Below are 23,149 nucleotides of genomic sequence, written 5' to 3' on the forward strand. Positions count from 1 at the left end.
TCACCGGGGTTGGAGCTGGTCGAGCCTTGACAGGATGACACCCTCACGGAGCGCCCACGGGCAAATCTCGAGCGCGGACAGGTCGAAGAGGTCCATCACCGCGTCGGCGACCAGTGCGCCGGCGGTCAGCTGGGAAGCGCGACCGGCCGAGACGCCGGGCAGGGCGGCCCGCTCGGCGGCCGACATCTTGGTCAGCTTCGGGATCCACTCGTTCAGGTCGTCCCGGTTCAGGCTGCGCGGTACGTACGGTCCGTCGGCGGACGGGGCGGCGCCGGTGATCCGGGCGAGCGAGCGGAACGTCTTGCTGGTGGCCACGGAGCGCTGGGGCCTGCCGGCCCGAAGTACCGGACCGGCGACCGCGGCCAGCTCCAGCCGGATCCGGCGGCGGAGCGCGCGTACCTCGTCCTTGTCCGGCGGGTCCGCGGTCAGGCTCTCGCGGGTGAGCCGCCCGGCACCGAGCTGGACCGACTCCGCGACGGTCGGCTGCTCGTCCGACCCGGCGGCGATCTCCAGCGAGCCGCCACCGATGTCGAACACGGCCAGCCGGCCGGAGGACCAGCCGAACCACCGGCGGACGGCGAGGAACGTCAGCCGGGCCTCGTCGTCGCCGCTGAGCACCTCGAGGTCGACGCCGGTCTCGGCGCGGACGCGGTCCAGCACCTTCTCGCCGTTCGGCGCCTCACGGAGCGCAGAGGTGGCGAACGCGAGCACCGACTCGCAGCCCTTGTCCTCGGCCAGGTCGACCGCTTCCTTGGTGAACGCGATCAGCCCGTCGGCGCCGGACTGGTCGATCCGGCCGTCCTTGTCGAGGTGCTCGGCCAGCCGCAACTCGGTCTTGTGCGAGTACGCCGGGAGCGGCGCGGCACCACGATGTGCGTCCACCACGAGCAGGTGGACGGTGTTGGATCCCACGTCGAGTACGCCGAGCCGCATACCCTCACGCTACTGGACAACCGGAGTATCGGTGCGTTCCCGGTTGCGCGTAGGCTTTCCAGGTGCCTGAGGTTTCTCTCGACTTCCCCCGCGCCTGGGTCGAGTTCGTCGACCCCGACGACTCCGACCAGGTCTTCCGCTGCGACCTGACCTGGCTGACGTCCAACTGGTCCTGCATCTTCGGAGGCGGCTGCCAGGGGATCTACAAGGGCCGTCCGAACGACGGCTGCTGCACGCTCGGTGCGCACTTCTCCGACGCCGACGACGAGAAGCGGGTGAAGAAGTACGTCAAGGAGCTGTCCAAGGACGACTGGCAGTTCCGCAAGGAAGGCCGGGCGAACGGCTGGGTCGAGACCGACGACGAGGGCGACCGCAAGACCCGGGTCTGGGACGGTGCCTGCATCTTCCTGAACCGCCCCGGGTTCGCCGGCGGCGCCGGATGCGCGCTGCACGGGCTGGCGCTGAAGCGTGGCGTGCACTTCGTCGAGACCAAGCCGGACGTGTGCTGGCAGCTGCCGATCCGGCGGACGTTCCGCGAGGTCGAGCGCCCGGACGGTACGTCGTACACCGAGGTCGGCATCGCGGAGTACGACCGCCGCGGCTGGGGTCCCGGTGGGCACGACCTCGACTGGTACTGCACCGGTAACACCGAGGCGCACATCGCGGTCGAGCCGGTGTTCGAGTCCAGCAAGGTCGAGCTGCAGACGCTGATGGGTCTCAAGGCGTACGACGTACTCGCCGACCTGTGCCGTCAGCACCTGGAGGCGGCCCGCCCGCTGCTGCCCCATCCGGCCTCCAAGTAGGCCGCGACACACCCTGCGCGACGGATTGTCGGCGCGGGACGCAACAATGACTGACATGCGTCTGGATCACTTGTCGTACGCGTGCGGACCGGATGGTTGTGCGGCCACCATCGAACGGCTCTCGGAGCTGCTCGGTGCCGAGTTCGTGGACGGTGGGGTGCACCCGCGGTTCGGCACCGTGAACCACATCCTCCCGCTGGAGAACGACCGGTACATCGAGGTCGTCGACGTGCTCGACCACCCGGCGTCGGACAAGGCGCCGTTCGGTCAGGCGGTCCGGGCCCGCAAGGAGCTCGGCGGCGGCTGGCTCGGCTGGGTCGTCGAGGTGACCGACATGGAGGCGATGGAGCAGCGCCTCGGGCGGCAGGCGGTGCCCGGCAACCGGCACCGGCCGGACGGGGTGAACCTGACCTGGCGGCAGATCGGCGTGAAGGGCCTGATCGCGGATCCGCAGCTGCCGTTCTTCATCCACTGGGACGACCTGAGCGAGCACCCGTCGATCGGCGGCAAGGACGTCAAGCTGACCGGCCTGGAGATCGCCGGCGACCCGACCCGGGTCACCGACTGGATCGGTCACCCCGCCGACCACCTGCTCGACGACCTCGACGTCGGCTGGGTCGGGCCGAACGGGCAGCCCGGCCTGGTCGCCGCGGTCTTCCGGACCCCGAACGGCGTCGTCCGGATCTAGTGGATGTTCTCCAGCTCGGCCAGTGAGGTTTCGAGGTGGGCAAGCATGCGCTGCAGGTGCGGGACGGTGCGGCGGCAGCCGACCAGGCCGAAGTGCAGTTGGTGGGCGTAGCTGGTGACGCTGATGTTCAGCGCCTGGCCGTTCATCACGATGCTCGCCGGGTAGAGGCCGAGCAGGCGGGAGCCATTCCAGTAGAGCGGGCTCTGCGTGGGGCCGGGGACGTTCGAGATGACGAGGTTGTACGGCGGCGTCGTACGGCCGGCGACTCCGGGCAGGACCGCGCCGGGGCCGGCGACGGCGAACCCGAGGGCGCCGACGATCAGGTTCTGTAACGGCGTGAGGCCGGACAGGACGCTCTTCGCCCGGGCGGTCGAGGCCATGATGCGGCGGATGCGTTTCTCCGGGTCGGAGAGGTCGGTGGCGAGGTCGGCGATCAACGTCGCGAGCGAGTTGCCGCCGCCGGGGCCGCTGTTCGACGTACGCAGGTTCACCGGGACCATCGCCGTCAGCGCCTTGTCCGGGAGCGCGTTCAGGTCGAGCAGATAGTTGCGCAGGGCCCCTGAACACATCGCGAGCAGTACGTCGTTGAGCGTCGCGCCCGTGATCGCACGCACCTTCTCCAACCGCTCCAGCGGCCAAGACTGAGCCGCGAACCGCCGAGCCCCGGTCACCGACTGATTGAACACCGTCCGCGGCGCTTGAAACGGCATCGTCGAATGCAGCAAGCTCTTCATTCCGGCGAGCGGCAAACCCGCGAGGCCGGCGGCCGTCTTCAGCACGTCGCCGGGCATTCGAGCCATCGTCGGCAACCACCCACTCCCCGGCACCGACTCCGTCGGTTGCGCCGGCAAGGCGTAGGTGGCCGGCATGTTCGTTCGGGTGGGGTCCGTGGTGAGGGTTTGTTGCATCAGACGGAGGGCGGTGACGCCGTCGAGCATCGAGTGGTGGATCTTGCTGTAGAGGGCGAAGCGGCGGCCTTCGACACCCTCGATCAGGTGCATTTCCCACAGCGGGCGGTGCCGGTCCAGGAGGGTGCCGTGCAGGCGGCTGGTCAGCTCGAACAGTTCGCGGTACCGCCCGGGGCGCGGCAGTGCCGACAGCCGGACGTGGTACTCGAGGTCGATCTCGTCGTCCTGTGCCCAGGACCAGTACCCGAGGTCGACCGCCCGGTTCCGTACCCGCCGCGCGAAGAGCGGGTTCACCTCCGGCGCCGCGAGCAGGTCGTGGTACAGCCGCGACACGAAGTCCCGCGAGCTCTCCGGGAACACGTGGTCCCGCCCGGCACCCTCCGGGAGCTCGAACAGCATCAGCCCGCCGACATGCATCGGCTGCTCCCGCGACTCCCCACCCAGGAACATCGCATCCAGCGGCCCTACCGCGGTCATGCGCGCCTCCGCTCCCGCACCGGCCTCCTGCAAATTCATCTTTGTCAGGTCCGGCCGGGTCGTCTACCCCTTCTAACAGGGCTAACGGAGATTTAGTTATCCCCTCAGCTATCCAGCGGACGGTAGTTCACACCGAGCTTCTCGATCCGCTGCAGGTGCGGGCGGAGCCGGCCGAGGAATTCGTCGTACGAGACCTTCGGCGAGCCCCACGCCCGCTCGGCGAACGCGGACAGACGCGGCAGCAACATGTAGCCGACCTGCTCCGGGCCTTCCATGTACTCGGTCCAGATCTGGCACTGCGTACCGACGATCAGCGCCTGCTCAGCCTCCGACAGCGCCGCCGGGACGACCTCGAAGTCGTACACCTTCTGGAGCGGGATGTTCCCGCCAATGGCCAGCGGCTCGGTGGCCGGGTCGCCTTGGTAGTAGTCGAAGTACACCGACTCGCATGGCGCCATCACGACCTCGTGGCCCGCCTTCGCCGCGACGACGCCGCGCTCCGCGCTGCGCCAAGCCATGATGACGGCGTCCTTCGGGCAGTCGGTCTCGACCATCTCGTCCCAGCCGACCAGCCGGCGCCCCTCCTCCGCGAGCACCTCCGCGACCTGCGCGGTGAACCACCCCTGCAGCTGCCCCGGCTCGTCGAGCCCGAGCTCGGCCTGCCGCTTCTGCGCCTCCTCCGACTCGCCCCACTGCACCGACGGACACTCGTCGCCACCGAGGTGCACGTACGGCGAGGGGAAGATGTCGAGCACCTCCCGCAGCACGGTCTTCACGAACTCGACCGTCGCGTCGTTGACGTTCAGCACGTCCTCGCTGATCCCCCAGTACGGCCGGACGGTGAGCTGCTGGTCCGGGTGGTTCCCGAGCTCCGGGTACGCCGCGATCGCCGCCTGCATGTGCCCCGGCAGGTCGATCTCCGGTACGACCGTGATGCCACGCTCCGCGGCGTACGCGACGATCTCGCGGAGCTCGTCCTTGGTGTAGAACCCGCCGTGCCGCGTCCCGTCGTACTCGAACTCGGTCTGGCCGTGCGACATCTTGCCGACCATCGTGTGCTCGCGCCACGCGCCGACCTCGGTGAGCCGCGGGTACGCCTCGATCTCGACCCGCCAGCCCTGGTCGTCGGTGAGGTGGAAGTGCAGCACGTTCAGCCGGTGCAGCGCGAGTACGTCGATGACCCGAAGGACGAACTCCTTCGGCATGAAGTGCCGGGCGACGTCGAGCATCATCCCGCGCCACGCGAACCGCGGCGCGTCCGCGACGTGTGCCAGCGGTACGGCGACCGTCCCGTCCCCGGCGTCCTCCGCGGCCTCGACGAGCTGCGCGTACGTCGTCTCCGCGTGCCGGAGCGCGTCCTCGGAGCCGGCCGTCAGGCGCGCGCCGCCGGCGGTGATGTCGATCCGGTACTCGGTAGCGTCGAGGTTCCCGACGACGTCCCGGACGGCGTCGGCGACCGGGTCGCGGGTGATCCACCGGCCCTCGTCGACGGTGAGTTCACGTGGGGCGGGAACGATCGCGATGTCGGACATCCGGGCTCTCCAGAGGCGCGCTGAGATATGTCAGGTCGATCCTATATCCGCTCGGAACTGTTCAGAACCCTTGGCACCGAGCATTAACAATCGATCTACCTTCGATGTCAGGTTCATGAGAGGGTTTGCCCGTGACGAGCGAGCGGCAGCGGACAACTCTCCGGGTTCTGGTGGCGAGCAACGCGCTCGGAGGGGTCGCAACAGCCAGCGGTTTCGCGGTAGCCGCCCTCCTCGCCGAGAACGTCTCCGGCTCCACCTCACTGGCAGGCCTGGTCGCCACCTCCACGACGCTCGGCGCGGCTGTCCTGGCGGTGCCTCTGGCCAGCCTTGCCCGTTCACACGGCCGCAGGGTCTCGTTGAGCCTCGGTTATCTCATCGCCTGCGTGGGCGCCGTACTGACCATCTTCGCCGCGCAGGTCGGGTCCCTCGCCTTGCTGCTCGCTGCAGGCTGCCTCTTCGGCAGTGGCTCGGCCTCGAACCTCCAGTCGCGGTACGCCGCCACCGACGCCGCCGAGCCCACCCGCATCGCCCGTTCGCTCGGCCTGGTCGTCTGGGCCACCACGATCGGCGTCATCGTCGGCCCGAACCTGACCGGCGTCGGCGGCTCGATCGGTACGTCGCTGGGCCTGCTCTCGCTGGCCGGCCCGTACGTGTTCTCCGTGGTCGCCTTCGGCCTCAGCGCAGCCACCGTCTGGCTCGGTATGCGCAGCCAAATACGCCCGGAAAGGGTGGAGCGTCAGCCGCTCGCACAGACGTTCCGTCTGGTCATCAGCATCCCCCACGCCCGCCTGGGCCTGCTGGCGATCGCTACGGCCCACGCAGTGATGGTCGGGGTCATGTCGATGACGTCCGTACATCTACGGCACCACGGTGCGTCGCTGACCATCGTCGGCTTCGTCATCAGCGGTCACGTGGCCGGCATGTACGCCCTCTCTCCACTGACCGGCTGGCTGGCCGACCGCCTGGGCCGCATCCCTACGATCGGCATTGGCCTCGGCATCCTGGCCGTCGCGATGACACTGGCCGCAGTGGCCCCCGACGACGCGCACGCCCTGACAGGGCTCGCGCTGTTCACGCTGGGCCTCGGCTGGTCCGCCTGCCTGGTCGCCGGCTCCACCCTCCTGTCCCGCTCGGTACCCGACGAGATCCGCACCTCGGCGCAAGGTCTCTCCGACCTCACCATGGGCGTCCTGGCTTCCCTTTCGGGCACAGCTGCCGGCCCGGTCCTCGCGCACCTCGGCTTCCACTGGCTGGCCGTCTTCTGCGGCATCCTGCTCGTCCCGGCGGCGCTCCTGGCCGCTACGACCAAGCAGGCACTGGCTAGGGTCTAGCGTCGTGAGCATTGCGGACGGGAGCATCCCGAGCCCGAACATCTGGCATCACCCGAAGGTGTACGAGATCGAGAACCGGGCCGTCGATCCGAACGGCGTGATCGAGCCGGCGATGCGGGCAATCCGGGACTGGGCCGGCGCGAACGTGCTCGACATCGGCTGCGGTACCGGGTTCTACCTGCCGAGGTTCGCGGCGACCGCTGCTCGGGTGATCGGGGTCGAGCCACACGGGGGCCTCGTGGACGCGGCGCGGCGACGGACCCAGGCGTTGCCGAACGTCGAAGTACGGCAGGGATCGGCGCAGCGGTTGCCGGTACCGGACTCGTCGGTGGACGTGATGCACGCGCGCTGGGCGTACTTCTTCGGGCCGGGCTGCGAGCCGGGGCTGGCCGAGCTGGACCGGGTGATGCGCCGCGGCGGGACCGCGTTCGTGATCGACAACGACGGGAGCCGGTCGACGTTCGGGCAGTGGTTCAGTACGTCGTACCCGACGATCAAGGCGCCGGTCGTGGAGCGGTTCTGGGCCGACCGCGGGTGGCACCGGACGCAGCTGGACATGGGCTGGCGCTTCGAGACCCGCGCCGACCTGGAGGCGGTGGTGAAGATCGAGTTCACCCCCAAGGACGCGAAGCGGATCCTCGCGTCGCACACCGGCGTCGAGGTCGACTACGCGATCAACCTGTGGAGCCGCACCTACTGAACGACACACAGGCGGCCTGCGGACGGACCTCTGATCCTCATAGGGTTGACGCACGATTCGACGGGGCAACTCTGGGGAGGCGCCGGCCACCGATGGACGGACTGCTGCTCGAACGCGTGCCGGGGTTACCGGAGCGGCTCCGCGTCGATGTCGGTGAGCAGCGTGCGGTCGTGGTGCCGCAGGCCTCGGACCGTCGGCGGCTGGCCGACATCGTGAGCGGGCTGGACGAGCCGCCGCCCGACGCGATCGTTCTTGCCGGCGGACCGGTCCGGCTGGTGCCTGCTGAAGGCGGACTGCTCCCCCATCTCACCGTGCTCGGCAACGTGGTGCACGGGCACCTCACGACACACTCGATCACCAAGCAGGCTGCCCGCGACCAGAGTCGGGTACAGGCGATCGGCTGTGGTCTCGAGGACGTACTCGACCGCTACCCGCACGAGATCACCCCAGGGCGTCGCCGCCTGGCCGGTGTGGCCCGCGCACTCGGCGCCTACCCGCGAGCAATCGTTCTGGAGGATGCGAACGGCCTACCGACGTGGGGCTCGCTGTTGTCGATCCGCCCGAACCCTGACCTCGCCTCGGTTGCCCTGCTGCTCATCACGACCAGCACCACCCGCACTACTGGATTTGACGATGCTGAGTAGCCGCAGGACGTTCTTGGGTGCCGCAGCAACGCTCCTGCTCACCAGCTGTTCCAGTGACGTACTAGGGCTACGCCGTGCGGTGCGTGTCGCCGTCAGCTGGAGTGGCGAGGAGCTGCGCGCCTTCCACAAGGTCCTCGACGGCCTCGGCGCCCTGGACTATCCAGTCGAGGTAGTACCGCTCGGAGACGACATTTCCACCGCTTTCGGATCCCCGTCCGCCAGGCGACCCGACGTGGTCATGCTGCCGCAGCCCGGTCTCGTACGGCAGCACTTGAAGGAGCTGGCGCCGATACCCGACGACCTGGCTGCACTCGGCCAGGCCCGACTCTGGCGCGACCTGCTCGTGCAGAACGGCACGACGTACGGCGTGCCCTTCAAGACCGCGCACAAGTCAGCGGTCTGGTACCGCCCGTCGGTGTTCGAGAAGGCCGGCATGCAGCCACCGCGGCACTGGTCGGAGTGGATCACGCTGAACCAGACCCTGATCCAAGCCGGCGTCACACCGCTCGCACTCGGCGCCGGCGACGGCTGGGTGCTCACCGACTTCTTGGAGAACATCCTGCTGGGCATAGCGCCTGCTGTGTACGCCGGGCTCGCAACGGCAGAGCACCCGCGGCCGTCGCAGCAGCCGCAGTTCAGTGCTGCCCTACGTCTGCTGGGGACCATGTGGTCGACACCTGGCGCTCTGGCGGGCGGGGTGAAGGAGTCGCTCGTCCAGCAATTCCCGGACGCTCTCGTCGAGGTGTTCGGTCATCGCCGGGCGGCGATGGTGCTCGCGTCCGACTTCGCCGAGCCTGTAGTCCGCTCGTTCGCCGCAGATCCCGACGACATCGGCCTTTTCACGTTCCCTCCGATGTCACCGGGTGCCGCGGCACCCGTGGTCGTCGGGGGTGACGTGATGGTGCTGACGTCGCCGATCACCGACAACTCCCGCGACCTCGTACGGCGGTTGGCTGCGCCCACCGCGGTGGACCCGTGGATCAAGGAGGGCGGGTTCCTCGTCGACGGTCGCACCACCGGGTACACACCGGAGCTCACCCGGCTGGCGGAACAGCTCACGCTGCCCGGCAAGCAACTGCAGTTCGACCTGTCCGACCTGCTCGGTGCGCTCGGCGGCATCAACGGCCTCTGGAAGGTACTGACCGACTTCCTGATCGCGGTGGGCGGCCACGGCGCCGACGCCGTGCCCGGGGCCGTGGAGACCGCGCTGAGCGACCTGCGGACGCTGGAGGAAGGCTGATGGGCCTGCACACGAACGGCCTGTCGCTGGAGGTCGTCGGCCGCGAGATCACCGGTAGACCGGTACAGGGCAAGCCGCGCCGCCCGGCCGGGCCTTATCTGCTCGGGCTGCCCGCGTTGCTGCTGAGCTGTCTGCTGCTGATCCCGATCGGCGTGACCGTGGTGAAGGCGTTCACCACGAACCACCACCTCAGCCTCGGGAACTTCGCGGTGATCGGCGACCCGGCCGCACTGCATGCCGTCGGCAACAGTCTGCTGTGGGTACTGATCGCGTTCGGGACGGTCGCGGTCGGGTTTTCCCTTGCATTGTTGAGTTATCGGCTGCCCGCTGTCACGACGCTCCTGCAGCCTGCGCTGGTCATCCCGTTCGCGGTGTCGGTGCTGGCGTCCGGTGCGACGTTCCGGATGATCTACGACCCCACACCGGAACGCGGGACGATCACAGCGGTCTGGACGAAGCTCTTCGGCACCAGCCCGGTCTGGTTGGGCCCCGGGCTGTTCTGGCTGGTCCTGATGTCCGCGTTCGGCTGGACGTGGCTCGGGTACGTCGTGTCGCTGTTCCGCGCCGGTCTGGACGCGATACCCGACGACGTGTCGCGGACGCTCACGGCCGAAGGCGTGAAGGGCTGGAAACGCCTGCGTGCGTTGGAGATCCCGTTACTGCGCCCGATCACCGGTGTGGTCACGCTGACGCTCGTCATCGCCGCAGTACGGGTGTTCGACCTGGTGCTGATCGTCGTACCGGGGTCCATGCAGCGGTCCGCCGACGTACTCGGGCTGAACTGGTGGCGGTCGACCACGTCCGGTGTGGATCAGGGTCGTACGGCTGCGCTCGGCGTGGTGCTGTTCGCGATCGTGGCCGCCGTCGGGCTGATCGGCGTCCGCGGTCTGCGACGGCGGCGCTGGGCGATGCCTGTGGCCGTAGTACGTCAGGAGCCGTCGCTGGGAAGGCCGCGGCCGAGCCGGAGGGTACGGCGGTTCGGCTGGGTCATCGGCTCCGCTGTCGCGTTGGTGTGGGTGTTCCCGGCCGTAGTACTCGTCGCCACGGCGCTGCACTCGCCGCGGGAGGCGGGCCTGCGCGGCTGGTGGTCGACGTCCGGGCTGGGGTTCTCGTCGTTCGCCGCGGCGGCCAACGTAGGTCTGTTCCGGGCGTTGGTGTCGACGCTTGTCATCGCGACGGCCGCTACCGCGGTACTCCTGGTGATCGCCGTACCGACGGCCCACCTGATCGCTTGGGGCGGGCTGCCATCACGACTGGGCCGCCTGGCTATGGCAGTGCTCGTAGTACTGGCCGTCACCCCGGTACAGATGTACGCCGCTCCGCTGCGGGACGCGATCGACGCAGCGGGGCTGGCCGGCTCACGGGTCGCACTGGCACTCGTACACGCGGCGGCCGGCCTGCCGTTCGCGGTACTGCTCCTGCGGTCCGCCTTCGCGTCTGCACCACCCGCCGTGGTCTCCGAAGCGCTGCAGGGGCCGGTGCGGCAGAGCGCCGTACTGGCGACTGTTCAGCGGGCGTATCGACCTGCCCTGGTTGCCGTTGCGGTGTTGGAGTTCGCCCTGGTGTGGAACGACTTCATCGTCGGCTTCCTGATCAGCGGGCCTGGTACGACGCCGCTCTCACTGGTGTTGTGGGGTGAGGCGCGGCAGTTCTCCGTGTCGAGCGGACCGGTCGCGGCTGCGGCTACTGTCGCGTCCGTCGTACCCGTGGTGCTGTTGCTCTCGTTCTGGCGCACCGTGGTACGCGGGCTCACTACAGGGAGCCGGCCATGAGCGACGAGCGCGAGAAACCAGAGGAGGAACGCGACGACCCCTCGCGGACCCAGGAGTTCTCACTGGCGATCGGTGCGGTCGCCTCCGGTCTGCTGACCGACCTCATGTCGCAACTGCTCAACCAGAGCTTCGGACAGCGCGGCATCGTGCAGTGGGTCGGCTACTCGGTCACCGCCCTGCTGGTGATCGTGTCGTTCCTGCGACTGCGTTCGCGGACCAGACGGGCACGTAAACGCAAGCAGCAAGGCGTTACCGACCTCCACGCAGCCGCGGAGGAGGCAGAGCAGTGGATGGTCGCACTCGGCTCCACCGCGGGTGGGATGGCAGCAGCGGAGTGGTTCGCGTTGAACGAGGACCGGCTCCGGCAGCTGCTCGCCACCGAGAAGCCGCAGAACGACGAGATCGACGACTTCGCCCGCATCTGCGACGCCTTGGAGGCCTGGTACGTACGGCATCCGGATCCTGATGCGCTACTGCAGCTCAGCGACATGCTCAGCGCTGCAGCGGAAGCGGCAGGTCGTCGAAGCCTCTCCGAGCTCGCAGCAGCTCGCGCGGCAACGGCGTACCGGATGTTCGGTGATCTGGACACGGCCAGCGCCAGGCTGAGTGTCTCGGCCAACATTGCCACCAACGGCCGTACTGCGTTCGCGCTCAGGATGCGACGGCAGGTGGAGCGAGCGTTGATCAACCTCGCGGTGGCAGACCGCGCACCAGCGGGCAACGACCGCGACGAGGCCGTACTGAACGCACGCGACCGCCTGGACGAGGCGCGCCTCAGAAGACCCGGGCCGGACCTGGCAGCCGACGTGGCGATCTCCATCAACCAGGCCGTCGTGCACCTGTACCAGTACGACAGCCAAGGCGCCCTGGAACACCTGCGACCCGCACATGCGCACGCGACCGCAGCCGGTGACGTCAGCGGCGAGGCACACGCCCTGGAGCTGATCGGTGTCGCCGCCTGGATGCAGCGCAATCGGCATGAGGCAGTGAGTCGCTGGAAGCACGCCGCCGACCTGTACGCCGAGATCGACGAACGCGAAGGTCACGCCCGCTGCCTGCAGCACCTCGGCTCCGCGGAGGTCGTCGCCGGGAACCGCGAGGCCGCCCTCCTACTGCTCGAGCAGAGCCGCCTGCTGCGCACCACGGAGAGCGAGATCCTCACCCGGTACCTCGACGCGGCCCAGCGGATCGCCGACGTGCCGGAGGTCGGCGAGGACCCTCCGCACCGGAAGGCCGGCACCTGGCTGAAACGTGCCTTCAAGGGTTTTGTCGGCGGCCTCAAATAGGTTGTCCTCATGGCGAAAGCGGCGACTCAGGCGAAGGGCAAATCGGCGTACGCGTGCTCGGAGTGTGGCTGGACGTCGGCGCGCTGGATCGGCCGGTGCGGCGAGTGCCAGGCGTGGGGCACGGTCGCCGAGGTCGGGGCGCCGAAGGCCGCGCGGATCACCGCCGGGCCGGTGTCCTCACCGGCGATGCCGATCGCCAAGGTGTCCGCGATCGAGGCCGAGTCCCGCCCGACCGGCATCGGCGAGCTGGACCGCGTGCTCGGCGGCGGGGTCGTGCCGGGCGCGGTGATCCTGCTCGCGGGTGAGCCGGGCGTCGGCAAGTCCACGCTGCTGCTGGAGGTCGCGGCGCAGTCCGCGCGCGGCGGTCAGCGGACGCTGTACGTGTCCGGTGAGGAGTCGGCCGCCCAGGTCCGGCTGCGCGCCGGCCGGACGGACGCGCTCGTCGACGACCTGTACCTGGCGGCCGAGACCGATCTGGGCGCGGTGGTCGGTCAGGTCGACGCGGTCGAGCCGTCGTTCCTGGTGATCGACTCGGTGCAGACGATGGCGCACCCGGAGGCCGACGGCGCACCGGGCGGCGTCACCCAGGTCCGCGAGGTGACCGGTGCGCTGGTCCGGCTGGCGAAGGAGCGGCACATCGCGGTCGTCCTGGTCGGCCACGTCACGAAGGACGGCGCGATCGCCGGTCCGCGGATGCTCGAGCACCTGGTCGACGTCGTACTGGCGTTCGACGGCGACCGGCATTCGGGGTTCCGGATGGTACGCGCGACCAAGAACCGGTTCGGCCCGTCCGACGAGGTCGGCTGCTTCGACATGGTCGACACCGGGATCGTCGAGGTCACCGACCCGACCGGGCTGTTCGTGTCCGAGCACGCCGAACCGGTCGCCGGGACGTGCGTGACTGTGATGATGGAAGGCCGCCGCCCGCTGCTGGCCGAAGTACAGGCTCTGGTCGGCCCGTCGGCCGCGCCACAACCCCGCCGTACGACGTCCGGGCTGGAGTCGTCGCGGGTCGCGATGGTGCTCGCCGTACTGGGCAACCGGGCCGGGCTGAAACTGACCGACCAGGAGGTGTACGTCGCGACGGTCGGCGGAGTGAAGATCACCGAGCCGGTGGCAGACCTGTCGGTGGCGATCGCGGTCGCCTCCTCGGTGATGGACAAGCCGATCCACCCCGGCCTGGTCGCGATCGGTGAGGTCGGCCTGGCCGGCGAGGTGCGCCGCGTCGGCGGCCTGGAGAAACGGCTCGCGGAGGCGGCCCGGCTCGGGTTCACCAAGGCGATCATCCCGGCCGACGTCCCGAACCGCGGCCGCGAGGCGAAGCCGATGGACATCCAGAAGAAGTACGGCCTGCGCACCTTCGCCGCCCCCGACCTCCGCTCCGCCCTGAGCGCCGCCGGGTTGGCCTAGCCCTTTGTGTTCCCGGCCACAGGTGTGAGACAGGGGATCAACAGCAGCCGCGTCGGGAACGTACGCTGGGGGCGCCCCCATGCCGACGATCCCGCAGGAGCAGGTAGATGACCGGATCAAGAGTTGTCGCGCTCGGCCACTACCAGCCCGAGCGGGTGCTCACCAACGACGAGCTCGCCACCATGGTCGAGACTAACGACGAGTGGATCCAGAGCCGGGTCGGCATCCGGGAACGCCGGATCGCGGCCCCGGACGAGTCCGTCGACGAGATGGCCTGGCGGGCCGCCGACAAGGCGATCGCGAACGCCGGCCTGGACGTCACCGAGATCGACTACGTGATCGTCGCCACCTGCACCGCGATCGACCGCTCGCCGAACATCGCCGCCCGGGTGGCCGCCCGGCTCGGCCTCGGCAACCCGGCCGCGATCGACCTGAACACCGCCTGCTCCGGCTTCGCCTACGCGCTCGCGACCGCAGATCAGGCGATCCGCGCGGGCGCGGCGACCAAGGCGATCGTGGTCGGCGTCGAGAAGCTCAGCGACTGGACGGACTGGACCGACCGCACCACCTGCGTGCTGATCGGCGACGGCGCCGGCGCTGCCGTACTGGTCGCCGACGAGGACACGACTGGTGTCGGTCCGGTGGTTTGGGGTTCGGTACCGGAGATGTCCGACGCCGTTCGGATCGAGGGCCGCGAGGGCCCGTTCCAGCAGGAGGGTCTGAGCGTCTTCCGCTGGGCCACCACGCAGCTGCCGGAGATCGCCCAGCAGGTCTGCGCGAAGGCCGGCCTGAAGCCCGAGGAGCTCGGCGGCGTCGTCCTGCACCAGGCGAACCTGCGGATCATCGAGCCGCTCGCGAAGCGCCTCGGCGCCGTCAACGCGGTGGTCGCCAAGGACGTCGTGGAGTCCGGCAACACCTCGGCCGCGAGCATCCCGATCGCCCTGTCGAAGCTGGTCGAGAAGCGCGAGATCCCGTCCGGCGCGCCGGTGCTGCTGTTCGGATTCGGCGGCGGTCTGTCGTACGCCGGTCAGGTCATCCGCTGCCCCTGACGCAGCAGACGCCGTACCTCCGTACGCGGGAAACACCTACTGCACGGTCCGGATGCACGGGCGGGTGCACGAGCATCCGCAGATGCGGGCCGGTGTGCTCCGACCCGACCCGGATATCGGCACAACAGTGTGCGCGGAACCGCATAGACTCAGGTTCCGTGGCGGCGAACACGGACAAGAACAACACCGGCGCCCGGCTCCGGGCGACGCTGGCAGCGGTGGCTCCCGGTACCGAACTGCGCGAAGGACTGGAACGGATCCTGCGGGGCCGGACCGGTGCACTGATCGTGCTCGGACACGACAAGGCTGTGGACGCGATCTCCACCGGCGGCTTCGAGATCGACGTCGAGTTCACCGCGACCGGTCTGCGGGAGCTCAGCAAGATGGACGGCGCGATCGTCCTCGACCGGGATGCCACCCGGCTGATCCGCGCCGCCGTGCACCTGATGCCGGACCCGGCGATCCCGACCCAGGAGACCGGCACCCGGCACCGCACCGCCGACCGGGTGCACCGGCAGACCGGGTTCCCGGTGATCTCGGTGTCGCAGTCGATGCACATCATCGCGCTGTACGTCGACAACCAGCGCTACGTCCTGGAGGACTCCGGCGCGATCCTGTCCCGCGCCAACCAGGCGCTCGCGACGCTGGAACGCTACAAGCTCCGGCTCGACGAGGTGTCCGGAACGCTGTCCGCGCTGGAGATCGAGGACCTGGTGACCGTCCGGGACGTCGCCGCGGTCGCGCAGCGGCTGGAGATGGTCCGCCGGATCGCCACCGAGATCGACGGGTACGTGGTCGAGCTCGGCACCGACGGCCGGCTGCTCACCCTGCAGCTGAACGAACTCGTCGCGGGCGTCGCCGGCGAACGCGAACTGGTCGTCCGCGACTACCTGCCGCCGGCCACCGGCCGGCGCGCCAAGACCGCCGACGACGTACTGCTCGAGCTCGACGCGGTCAGCGCCACCGACCTGCTGGACATCGGCCAGGTCGCCCGCGCGCTGCAGATCGGCGGCGCCGAGCAGCTGGACGCGGCCGTCACACCCCGCGGCTACCGGCTGCTGGCCAAGGTGCCGCGGCTCCCGGGCGCCGTGATCGATCGGCTGATCGACCACTTCGGCCATCTCCAGAAGTTGCTCGCGGCAAGCATCGACGACCTGCAGACGGTCGAGGGCGTCGGCGAGAACCGCGCCCGCACGGTCCGCGAAGGCCTGTCCCGGCTGGCCGAGTCGAGCATCCTGGAACGCTACGTCTAGCAGCACACTGTCACCAGACGCCTCCGGTTCGTGAAAGAACCGGGGGCGTCTTGCATTTGGCCGAGCTCGGGCTAATACTCCACATGGAACATTTCGTACGGAACAATCCAGGTGGAGGACAATGGCCGAGCTCACCCCGCTGGCGATCTCGGTGCTGGCGCTGCTCGAGGAGCGGCCGATGCACGCCTACGAGATGTATCAACTGCTGACCACCCGGAAGAACGACCGGATCGTCAAGGTCCGCCCCGGCTCGCTCTACCACACCGTGGAGCGGCTGGCCGGGCAGACCTACGTCCGCGCGACCGGTACCGAACGCGCGGGCAACCGCCCCGAACGCACGACGTACGAGATCACTCCGGAAGGCCGCGCGGCGCTGGTCCGCCGGGTCGAGACCGGGCTGGAGAAGTACGTCTACGAGTACCCGACGTTGCCCGTCCTGCTGAGCGAGGCGCACAACCTGGACGCGGAGGACGCCGTACTGCGGATCCGCAACCGGGTGGCCGACCTGGACGCGCTGCTCGCCGACGTGGACGACACGCTCGGCAAGGCGCTGGACCGTGAGGTACCCGAGGCCTATCTGCTCGGCGGTCTCTTCATGCGCGACCAGCTCGCGGCCGAACGCGACTGGCTCGCCAAAACCATCGAACGTATCGAGAGCAAGGATCTGGAATGGCAACCCCGCACGAAACAGTGAGGCCGGAGATCCGGCCGTGGCCGGCGTTGTGGGCGCTCGTCCTCGGCTTCTTCATGATCCTGGTCGACTCGACCATCGTCTCGGTCGCCACCCCGGCGATCCTCGAGGACCTCGGCTCGGACGTCGGCACGGTGGTCTGGGTGACCAGCGCGTACCTGCTCGCGTACGCCGTACCGCTGCTGATCACCGGCCGCCTCGGCGACCGGATCGGCCCGAAGAAGCTGTACCTGACCGGGCTGGCGCTGTTCACGCTGGCCTCGGTGTGGTGCGGCCTGACGAATACGATCACGATGCTCATCGTGGCCCGGGTGTTCCAGGGCCTCGGCGCCTCGATGATGACGCCGCAGACGATGGCCGTCATCACCCGGATCTTCCCGCCGAACCAGCGCGGCCGGGCGATGAGCCTGTGGGGCGCGACCGCCGGCGTGGCGACGCTGGTCGGCCCGATCCTCGGCGGCGTCCTGGTCGACGGGCTCGGCTGGCAGTGGATCTTCTTCATCAACGCGCCGGTCGGCGTGGTCGGGTTCGTGCTGGCGATGCGGCTGGTACCGGACCTGCCGACGCACGAGCACAAGTTCGACCTGATCGGCGTCGTGCTCAGCGCGGTCGGCCTGTTCCTCCTGGTCTTCGGGATCCAGGAGGGGCAGAAGTACGACTGGGGCAAGATCACCGGGCCGATCTCCGTGTGGGGGCTGATCGTCGCGGGTGTCGTCGTACTCGCAGGCTTCGTGCTCTGGCAGTCCCGCAACCGTGGCGAACCGCTGCTGCCGCTGGGGCTGTTCAAGGACCGGAACTTCTCGCTGGCGAACGTCGCGATCACCACGGTCGGCTTCGCGATCACCGCGATGGCGTTCCCGTTGATGCTGTGGGCGCAGGCGGTTCGCGGTCTGACCCCGACCAAGTCGGCGCTGCTGCTGGTGCCGATGGCGGTCCTCTCCGGTGCGCTGGCGCCGTTCGTCGGCCGGCTGGTCGACCGGACGCCGCCGCGGTTCATCGCCGGGTTCGGTCTGCTCTGCTGCTCGGTGTCGATGTTCTGGATGAGCCGGGTGATCGAGCCCGACGTACCGATCTGGCACCTGCTGCTGCCGATCGCGCTGCTCGGTGTCGCGAACGGCTTCATGTGGGCCCCGATCGGTACGACGGCCACCCGGAACCTCCCGCTGCACCAGGCCGGCGCGGGTGCGGGCGTGTACAACACGACCCGTCAGGTCGGCGCGGTTCTCGGCAGCGCGAGTATCGCCGTACTGATGGAGTCGCGGCTGGCGCACAACCTGCCCGGGAGGACCGGTGGCGCGTCCGCCGAAGGGTTCTCCAGCGGCAGGCTGCCGGAGATCGTGCGGCAGGGGTTCAGCGACTCGATGGCGCAGTCGCTCGTACTGCCGGCCGCGGTGCTGGTGATCGGGCTGGTCGCGGCGTTGCTGTTCACCGCACCGAGCCACCTACGGAAGGGGTCTGCCGACGCTACCCAGCCGGCGGAAGCGGCCTGATCAGACGACTGTGAAGGCTTGGGCGCCGGACAGGCGGCCGTTGTACTCGGCCTTGACGACATAGGTTCCAGGCCTGGCCACCGGTTGACCCGGCAGACAGCCCGGCCTGGAACGATGTCCGTTCCACGGCACCGTCACCGCAGACTGCTTGCCCTTGGCAACAACGAGGGTGGCGTTCTGGATCGCACTCTCGCACTGCGTGGTGCTCCAGATCAGGTCCGTGCCGGACGTCACCGTGACGGTCAGCTGGTCGGCACCGATCGACGCCTTGCAGCCATCGCCGGTCGGGACCAACTGGACGACGAAGTTCAGCACCGAGCCGGAGACGATCTTCCGGTTCGCCGGCAGCGCGTTGACGTCCAGATCCGACGGCCGGCACGGCAGGTCGGTCGGCGGAGTGGTCTTCGTCGGCTTCGGCGTGGGTGTGGGCGTTTCCTTCGACGAATGTTTGGTGGTCGGCGTCGTCGTGGGGGTCGAGGCCGGTGGCGCGGTCGTCGGGTTCTGCTGCGGGTCGGACGCGTTGGCCCTCTGCGCATCACCGCCGCCACCGAACAGGTTCGAGATCACGATGACCAGTACCACCACGATCGCGAGCACGAGCCCCCGCCGGAACCAGTACACGCTGGCAGGCAGGTGCCCGACCGGACGGAGCAGGCTGCTCATGGAGCGCACTCTAATATCGGCACTGTGCTGGACCACTCAGGCTCGCCGTCAGCTCTCCATCACCCCGTGCTGACCTGGTACGACGTCAACAAGCGCGGGCTGCCGTGGCGGGAGCCGGGTGCCGGGGCGTGGGCCGTGATGGTCAGCGAGTTCATGCTGCAGCAGACGCCGGTCAACCGGGTGCTCCCGGCGTACGAACGCTGGCTGGCGAGGTGGCCTACGCCGGCAGACCTGGCCGCAGAGGCCCCAGGTGAGGCTGTGCGGGCCTGGGACCGGCTCGGGTACCCCAGGCGCGCCCTCCGGCTGCACGCGGCTGCTCAGGCGATCGTGGAGCGTCACGGCGGCGAGGTCCCGGACGACCACGCCGCGCTGCTCGCCCTGCCCGGCGTCGGGACGTACACCGCGGCCGCGATCGCGTCGTTCGCGTTCGGGCAACGGCACGCGGTCGTCGACACGAACGTACGGCGGGTCCTTGCCCGTTCGCTGACCGGTGTCGCGCAGCCGAGTGTCTCCCCCACCGCCGCCGACCAGCGCCTCGCCGTCAGCGCCCTGCCCGACGACGAGTCGACCGCCGCACGCTGGGCCGTCGCATCGATGGAGCTCGGCGCACTCGTCTGCACCGCACGGACACCACGCTGCGCCGACTGCCCGATCCGGTCCCGGTGCGCGTGGGTCCTGGCCGGGAGCCCGCCGTACGACGGTCCGCCGCGCAAGGGGCAGACGTACGAAGGTACGGACCGCCAGGCCCGCGGCCGGCTCCTCGCCGTACTCCGGTCCGCGTCGGCCCCGGTCGCGAAGGCGGAGCTGGACGCGTGCTGGCCGGACGCCGGACAACGCGAACGCGCCCTCGACGGCCTGGTCGCCGACGGCCTCGTCGAGCCGCTGGCCCGCAACACCTATCGGCTGCCTGCGTAAACGTCGAGAAGCCGGCTCGAAGGATCGGGCCGGCTTCTCGAGGGGTGTTTCAGTTCTTCTTGCTGCCGGTGGTGGCGTCCTCGTCGTCGTCGGCCAGCAGGTCGAGCGGCATCGCCGGGCTGCCGGACAGCGTCGCCAGCATCTGGCGGACGTTGGTCAGCTGCGCGTTGATGCTGTCCCGGCGCTGCGTCGCGGCCGCAAGCTCACGCTCGGACTCGGCGCGGATCCGCTCGGCCTTGTCCTTCGCGGCGGCGACGATCTCCTGCGCCTGCCGGTTCGCGTCGGCCAGCTGCTGCTGGGCCAGGCGCTCCGCCTCGGACCGGGACCGGTCGGCCTCCCGCTGCACCTGAGCAGCGCGGTCGGTGACGGCGGCCAGCTGCTGCTCGGCCAGTGCGGTACGGGCGGCGAACTCCTGCTCGACCTTGCCCCGGCGCTCGGCCAGGGTGGTCTCGAAGGCGGCCGCGGCCTGCGCGGACTTGGCCCGCTCCTGCTCGTACAGCGCCTGGGCCTCGCTGCGCCGCGCGGTGGCGTCGCGCTCGGCCTCGTCACGCATGTCGTCGGCCTGGGTCCGGGCCTCCTCGAGGATCCGGGCGGCCTCGGCGTCGACCTCGCTCTTCCAGTCCAGCGAGTACTGCTCGGCCTCCTTGCGGACCTTCTTCGCGTGCGCCTCGGCGTCGGCGACGATCGCCTCGGCGTCGGTACGCGCGCGGGTCACCAGGTCACGGGCCTCGTCGTCGGCCAGCGACAGGATCTTCGCGACCCGCTCACCGAACTCGGTGAATGTCGGCGCGCGGTCCTTGGAGTCCTCCTGGGCGGAGATAACGGCCGCCTCCGCAGCGTCCGTGCGGGACTGCAGCTCCTGGACGTGGCGCTGCAGCTGCTCGGACTGCTGCTGCAACGCGGTCAGGGAGGTGGTCAGCTCACGGATGTGCTGATCCACCTGGGCAGGCTCGTAGCCACGCAGAACGGTACGGAACGGGGTTGGGCTTTCACTGCTCATGTTTTCCGATGCTCACTTCGATGGGTGGGTGGATCACACATTGTCACTGACAAGGATCTGACTGTCACGTCCTCATCCTGATTCCCCCGTGGAACCCTCACTGGAGGACATTCCACCACCTGGGCGGAACCCCGGTACAGCGAGTGCCTCGATCACACCCGAAAGCTGGGTGAGCTCCTTGGTGATCTCATCACGGCGCTGGTTCAATGCCGCGACCCTCGCCTCGGCGTCGGCGAGAAGTTTTCGGGCCTGCGCGCGCAGGTCGTCGGCGTGCTCACGGGCCTGAGCCTCGATCTGCTGCGCCTCGGCGCGGGACTTGCGGATCAGTTCGTGCGACTGGCGCTGCGCCTCGGACAGGTCGTTGGCGGCGCGTTCCCGCAGTACCTGGGTGCTCGACTCGGCCTCGGCCTCGCGGCGGTTCGCGCGCTCGATGATCTCGCGGGCGTCCTCGGCGGCGGTGGTCTTCAGCCGGTCGGCGCGGAGCTGGGCCTGGCTGGTGACCTTCTCGGCCTCGCGCTTGGCGGCCTCGAGGGTCGCCTCGGCCTGCTCACCGGCCGAGTAGAGCGTGGTCTCGGCGAGCTGGGTGAGCTCGGCGTTCTCCTTGGCGATCGCGTCCTGGGTCTGCTTGAGCCGGCTGGTCGAACGACCGACCACGCGGCGCAGGTGCGCGCGCTTCGCCTTCAGCAGCTCGGTCGCGTCCGCGGCGGCCTGGTCGCGGATCGACTGCGCCTCGGCCTCCGCCGCGGCGATCAGCCCGTCGACGGTCTGCTTGCTCCATTGGGTCTGCTTCTCGGCCTCGGCCAGCGCTGCCTCGGCGGCCTGGTTCGCCTCCTCGACGATCCGCTGCGCCTCGGCGGCCGCCGTACGACGGTCCGCCTCGATCGAGTCCACCACCAGCTTGGCCTGGGCGCGGGCATCGGCCATCAGCCGTTCGTTGGCGGCCTCGGTCTCGGCCTTGCGTTCGGCGATCTCGGCGATCGCCTCGTTGCGGAGCTTGTCGATCTCCAGCGAGATCGCGGCCAGCTTGGCGCGCTCGGTCTCCTCGAGTTCGGCCGTACGGCGTTCCAGTTCGGTACGGTTCTCGCCGCGCAGCCGTTCGATCTCGGCGTGGGCCTCGGCGATCTGGACCCGGGCCTTCTCCCGGGCGGCCTCGACCTCGCGCTCGACGGCGGCGCGCAGTGCGCTCGCCTCGGCCTCGGCGCGGGCGATCAGTTCGGCCTCGTTGCGTGCGGCGGCCTGCGACACCAGCGCGGCCTGTTCGCCGGCGTCCGCGACCAGCTGCTGCGCTTCCCGGGCGGCCCGCTCGACGGCCGTCTGCGCCGACTCGCGGGCCAGCCGCGCGTCCTCGAGCAGCGCCTCCGCCTCGTCCTTCACCCGCTGCGCTTCGACCTCCGCGGCCGCGATCCGCCGATCGGCCGCGGCCTCGCTCGCCGATGTCACCCGCGCGGCCGTCGCTTCGCTGTCGGCCTTCAGCTGTGCGGCGGCGGTCTCCGCGTCTTCCCGGAGCTTGGCCACCTCCTCGGCCACCGTCTCCCGGAGCGCCGCGGCGGCGGACTCGGACTGGGTCCGCAGCCGCTCCGCGACGACGGCAGCGTCGCTCCGGACCTGATCGGCCTTCGCGGTCGACTCCGCCGTCAGCGCGGCGGCCGCGGCGGCCGCATCCCGCCGTACCCGATCCGCCTCGGCGGTCGATTCCGTACGGACCCGTTCGGCCTCGGCGGTCGACTCCGCCCGGAGCCGCTCGGCGTCGGCGTTGGACTCGGCGCGGAGCCGGTCGGCGTACTCCTCCGCCTCCGAGCGGACGCGGGCGGCCTCGGTCTCCGACTCGACCCGGAGTTGCTCGGCGGCCCGCTCGGCGTCGTTCAGGACCCGCTGGGCCGCGGTCATCGCGTCCGAACGGAGCTTCTTCGCGGCGGCCTCGGCCTCCGCCTTCAGGCGCTCGTTCGCGGCCCGGATCCGGCTCGCCTCGTCCAGGGCGAGGTCGTTCTCGCGCTCGGCCTGCTCGCGCAGCGTGTCGGCGATCCGCTGCGCGCGCTCGAGCACCCCGCCCGCCTGCCGCACGCCAAAGGAACCGGTGTCGGCGACCGGTTCCTGGGTCAACGGCAGACGCGGAGCGTCCATGCGACGAGATGATTCCATCACCGGCCCCCTTTCCGACAGTCCGGGTCCGAACAGCGTGGTCACAGGGTTACAACGCGGTAGACAGGCGGTAAGTAACTGCTTCATCAGCAGTCGCGCGATCTTCCCATCGAAACCTCGGTGCGCGCGAGTCGTTGCCGCATCGGAATGATCACGCTCCGCAGGACGATACGACCAATCAGTAGCCTCCGTGCAAATCCGCGTGTCATCCCGGTACGCCGCGCC

Annotated in this window: 20 protein-coding genes; 14 read left to right on the top strand and 6 right to left on the bottom strand. The window is 69.7% G+C overall.

Annotated elements, in window-relative coordinates; genetic code table 11:
* On the bottom strand, positions 1 to 933 hold the full coding sequence (locus ACZ5BU_RS06820) for a Ppx/GppA family phosphatase (RefSeq protein WP_465696133.1): 933 nt from the start codon (positions 931 to 933) through the stop codon (positions 1 to 3).
* Between the two features lie 62 nt (positions 934 to 995).
* Here ACZ5BU_RS06820 and ACZ5BU_RS06825 point away from each other — a divergent pair, with 62 nt between their 5' ends.
* Together ACZ5BU_RS06825 and ACZ5BU_RS06830 are read left to right on the top strand one after the other, a co-directional pair.
* A complete protein-coding gene (locus ACZ5BU_RS06825) occupies positions 996 to 1,736 on the top strand; it encodes a DUF3109 family protein (protein ID WP_465696134.1) in 741 nt (246 codons plus the stop codon).
* 55 nt (positions 1,737 to 1,791) lie between these two features.
* A complete protein-coding gene (locus ACZ5BU_RS06830; protein ID WP_465696135.1) occupies positions 1,792 to 2,424 on the top strand; it encodes a VOC family protein in 633 nt (210 codons plus the stop codon).
* On the opposite strand, the gene ACZ5BU_RS06835 is transcribed toward ACZ5BU_RS06830, so the two are convergent.
* A complete protein-coding gene (locus ACZ5BU_RS06835) occupies positions 2,421 to 3,809 on the bottom strand; it encodes a WS/DGAT/MGAT family O-acyltransferase (RefSeq protein WP_465696136.1) in 1,389 nt (462 codons plus the stop codon). The genes ACZ5BU_RS06830 and ACZ5BU_RS06835 overlap by 4 nt on opposite strands.
* Positions 3,810 to 3,913: 104 nt before the next feature.
* Positions 3,914 to 5,341 carry a beta-N-acetylhexosaminidase gene (locus ACZ5BU_RS06840; RefSeq protein ID WP_465696138.1) on the bottom strand — a complete coding sequence of 476 codons (1,428 nt, stop codon included), beginning with the start codon at positions 5,339 to 5,341 and terminating at the stop codon, positions 3,914 to 3,916.
* 131 nt (positions 5,342 to 5,472) lie between these two features.
* Here ACZ5BU_RS06840 and ACZ5BU_RS06845 point away from each other — a divergent pair, with 131 nt between their 5' ends.
* From ACZ5BU_RS06845 to ACZ5BU_RS06895, 11 genes are all read left to right on the top strand, one after another.
* Positions 5,473 to 6,672 carry an MFS transporter gene (locus tag ACZ5BU_RS06845; protein ID WP_465696139.1) on the top strand — a complete coding sequence of 400 codons (1,200 nt, stop codon included), beginning with the start codon at positions 5,473 to 5,475 and terminating at the stop codon, positions 6,670 to 6,672.
* A 4-nt stretch (positions 6,673 to 6,676) separates the two neighbouring features.
* Positions 6,677 to 7,372, top strand: coding sequence for a class I SAM-dependent methyltransferase (locus tag ACZ5BU_RS06850; protein WP_465696140.1), 696 nt, complete (start codon positions 6,677 to 6,679; stop codon positions 7,370 to 7,372).
* 92 nt (positions 7,373 to 7,464) lie between these two features.
* Positions 7,465 to 8,016, top strand: a complete 552-nt coding sequence (locus tag ACZ5BU_RS06855; RefSeq protein ID WP_465696141.1) for a P-loop NTPase family protein — start codon at positions 7,465 to 7,467, stop codon at positions 8,014 to 8,016.
* A complete protein-coding gene (locus ACZ5BU_RS06860; RefSeq protein ID WP_465696143.1) occupies positions 8,006 to 9,256 on the top strand; it encodes an ABC transporter substrate-binding protein in 1,251 nt (416 codons plus the stop codon). The genes ACZ5BU_RS06855 and ACZ5BU_RS06860 overlap by 11 nt, the downstream gene beginning before the upstream one ends.
* Positions 9,256 to 11,028, top strand: a complete 1,773-nt coding sequence (locus ACZ5BU_RS06865; protein ID WP_465696144.1) for a sugar ABC transporter permease — start codon at positions 9,256 to 9,258, stop codon at positions 11,026 to 11,028. The genes ACZ5BU_RS06860 and ACZ5BU_RS06865 overlap by 1 nt, the downstream gene beginning before the upstream one ends.
* Positions 11,025 to 12,314 carry a hypothetical protein gene (locus tag ACZ5BU_RS06870; RefSeq protein ID WP_465696145.1) on the top strand — a complete coding sequence of 430 codons (1,290 nt, stop codon included), beginning with the start codon at positions 11,025 to 11,027 and terminating at the stop codon, positions 12,312 to 12,314. Before ACZ5BU_RS06865 ends, ACZ5BU_RS06870 begins: the two co-directional genes overlap by 4 nt.
* 9 nt (positions 12,315 to 12,323) lie before the next feature.
* Complete coding sequence (radA, locus tag ACZ5BU_RS06875) at positions 12,324 to 13,724, top strand: DNA repair protein RadA (RefSeq protein ID WP_465696147.1); 1,401 nt, start codon at positions 12,324 to 12,326, stop codon at positions 13,722 to 13,724.
* A gap of 107 nt (positions 13,725 to 13,831) precedes the next feature.
* Positions 13,832 to 14,773 (top strand): beta-ketoacyl-ACP synthase III, encoded by a 942-nt coding sequence (locus ACZ5BU_RS06880; RefSeq protein WP_465696148.1) that lies wholly within the window; start codon positions 13,832 to 13,834, stop codon positions 14,771 to 14,773.
* Positions 14,774 to 14,931: 158 nt separating this feature from the next.
* Positions 14,932 to 16,026, top strand: coding sequence for a DNA integrity scanning diadenylate cyclase DisA (gene disA, locus ACZ5BU_RS06885; RefSeq protein WP_465696149.1), 1,095 nt, complete (start codon positions 14,932 to 14,934; stop codon positions 16,024 to 16,026).
* A gap of 121 nt (positions 16,027 to 16,147) precedes the next feature.
* Entirely contained in the window at positions 16,148 to 16,720 is a 573-nt protein-coding gene (locus ACZ5BU_RS06890) for a PadR family transcriptional regulator (RefSeq protein WP_465696150.1), read from the top strand.
* Complete coding sequence (locus ACZ5BU_RS06895) at positions 16,696 to 18,207, top strand: DHA2 family efflux MFS transporter permease subunit (protein ID WP_465696152.1); 1,512 nt, start codon at positions 16,696 to 16,698, stop codon at positions 18,205 to 18,207. Before ACZ5BU_RS06890 ends, ACZ5BU_RS06895 begins: the two co-directional genes overlap by 25 nt.
* Here ACZ5BU_RS06895 and ACZ5BU_RS06900 read toward each other — a convergent pair whose 3' ends face one another.
* Complete coding sequence (locus ACZ5BU_RS06900; protein ID WP_465696153.1) at positions 18,208 to 18,870, bottom strand: hypothetical protein; 663 nt, start codon at positions 18,868 to 18,870, stop codon at positions 18,208 to 18,210.
* Between the two features lie 24 nt (positions 18,871 to 18,894).
* On the opposite strand from ACZ5BU_RS06900, the gene ACZ5BU_RS06905 reads away from it, so the two are divergent.
* A complete protein-coding gene (locus ACZ5BU_RS06905; protein ID WP_465696154.1) occupies positions 18,895 to 19,785 on the top strand; it encodes an HhH-GPD family protein in 891 nt (296 codons plus the stop codon).
* 49 nt (positions 19,786 to 19,834) lie between these two features.
* On the opposite strand, the gene ACZ5BU_RS06910 is transcribed toward ACZ5BU_RS06905, so the two are convergent.
* A complete protein-coding gene (locus ACZ5BU_RS06910; RefSeq protein ID WP_141855377.1) occupies positions 19,835 to 20,785 on the bottom strand; it encodes a DivIVA domain-containing protein in 951 nt (316 codons plus the stop codon).
* A gap of 72 nt (positions 20,786 to 20,857) precedes the next feature.
* Complete coding sequence (locus ACZ5BU_RS06915) at positions 20,858 to 22,906, bottom strand: kinetoplast-associated-like protein (protein WP_465696156.1); 2,049 nt, start codon at positions 22,904 to 22,906, stop codon at positions 20,858 to 20,860.
* Positions 22,907 to 23,149: the final 243 nt, after the last annotated feature.

Source organism: Kribbella sp. NPDC031520 (genome assembly GCF_055580825.1).

Coding starts and splice junctions, on each gene's coding strand:
- radA (WP_465696147.1), top strand. CDS start 12,324: ATGGCGAAAGCGGCGACTCAGGCGAAGGGCAAATCGGCGTACGCGTGC.
- ACZ5BU_RS06820 (WP_465696133.1), bottom strand. CDS start 933: ATGCGGCTCGGCGTACTCGACGTGGGATCCAACACCGTCCACCTGCTC.
- ACZ5BU_RS06900 (WP_465696153.1), bottom strand. CDS start 18,870: ATGAGCAGCCTGCTCCGTCCGGTCGGGCACCTGCCTGCCAGCGTGTAC.
- ACZ5BU_RS06895 (WP_465696152.1), top strand. CDS start 16,696: ATGGCAACCCCGCACGAAACAGTGAGGCCGGAGATCCGGCCGTGGCCG.
- ACZ5BU_RS06855 (WP_465696141.1), top strand. CDS start 7,465: ATGGACGGACTGCTGCTCGAACGCGTGCCGGGGTTACCGGAGCGGCTC.
- ACZ5BU_RS06910 (WP_141855377.1), bottom strand. CDS start 20,785: ATGAGCAGTGAAAGCCCAACCCCGTTCCGTACCGTTCTGCGTGGCTAC.
- ACZ5BU_RS06870 (WP_465696145.1), top strand. CDS start 11,025: ATGAGCGACGAGCGCGAGAAACCAGAGGAGGAACGCGACGACCCCTCG.
- ACZ5BU_RS06915 (WP_465696156.1), bottom strand. CDS start 22,906: ATGGACGCTCCGCGTCTGCCGTTGACCCAGGAACCGGTCGCCGACACC.
- ACZ5BU_RS06860 (WP_465696143.1), top strand. CDS start 8,006: ATGCTGAGTAGCCGCAGGACGTTCTTGGGTGCCGCAGCAACGCTCCTG.
- ACZ5BU_RS06880 (WP_465696148.1), top strand. CDS start 13,832: ATGACCGGATCAAGAGTTGTCGCGCTCGGCCACTACCAGCCCGAGCGG.
- ACZ5BU_RS06830 (WP_465696135.1), top strand. CDS start 1,792: ATGCGTCTGGATCACTTGTCGTACGCGTGCGGACCGGATGGTTGTGCG.
- ACZ5BU_RS06840 (WP_465696138.1), bottom strand. CDS start 5,341: ATGTCCGACATCGCGATCGTTCCCGCCCCACGTGAACTCACCGTCGAC.
- ACZ5BU_RS06835 (WP_465696136.1), bottom strand. CDS start 3,809: ATGACCGCGGTAGGGCCGCTGGATGCGATGTTCCTGGGTGGGGAGTCG.
- ACZ5BU_RS06890 (WP_465696150.1), top strand. CDS start 16,148: ATGGCCGAGCTCACCCCGCTGGCGATCTCGGTGCTGGCGCTGCTCGAG.
- ACZ5BU_RS06865 (WP_465696144.1), top strand. CDS start 9,256: ATGGGCCTGCACACGAACGGCCTGTCGCTGGAGGTCGTCGGCCGCGAG.